Raw genomic sequence first — 449 nt, forward strand, 5'->3', positions numbered from 1 at the left:
GCGTGAAAGGCGACGCCACGGCGCGAATCTTCTGCCAGCAGCTGGCCGCCGAACTGGTCTCCATCGCCGGTAACTACAAGGTCGCGGAGGACCTGCGACGCAGCCCGCAGTGGGGCAAGGCAGTGCACGTCAGCCTGTCGGGTGACGTGTTGAACATCACCCGCCTTTAACGGATACTGCCGCCACTTTCAGGGACCAGAATTCTTACGTTTTTCATTGGGGTGAATCACCTTGGCCAAAATTCTCGTAGTCACTTCCGGTAAGGGTGGCGTCGGTAAAACCACCACCAGCGCAGCTATCGGCACCGGCCTGGCCTTGCGCGGTTTCAAGACCGTCATCGTCGACTTCGACGTCGGCCTGCGTAACCTCGACCTGATCATGGGCTGCGAACGCCGCGTGGTGTACGACTTCGTCAACGTCGTCAACGGCGAGGCCACCCTCACCCAGGC

Annotated in this window: 1 protein-coding gene; it reads left to right on the forward strand. The window is 60.8% G+C overall.

Going from position 1 to position 449, the window contains the following annotated elements; translation table 11 throughout:
• Positions 1–231 precede the first annotated feature (231 nt).
• Positions 232–449 (forward strand): nucleotide-binding protein (locus ETC00_RS19865; RefSeq protein ID WP_162953912.1); only part of this gene is annotated, 218 nt, incomplete at its 3' end.

Origin of the sequence: Brevibacillus sp. MCWH (assembly GCF_013096935.1) — a bacterium.
GTDB classification, from domain to species: Bacteria; Bacillota; Bacilli; order Brevibacillales; family Brevibacillaceae; genus Brevibacillus; species Brevibacillus aydinogluensis.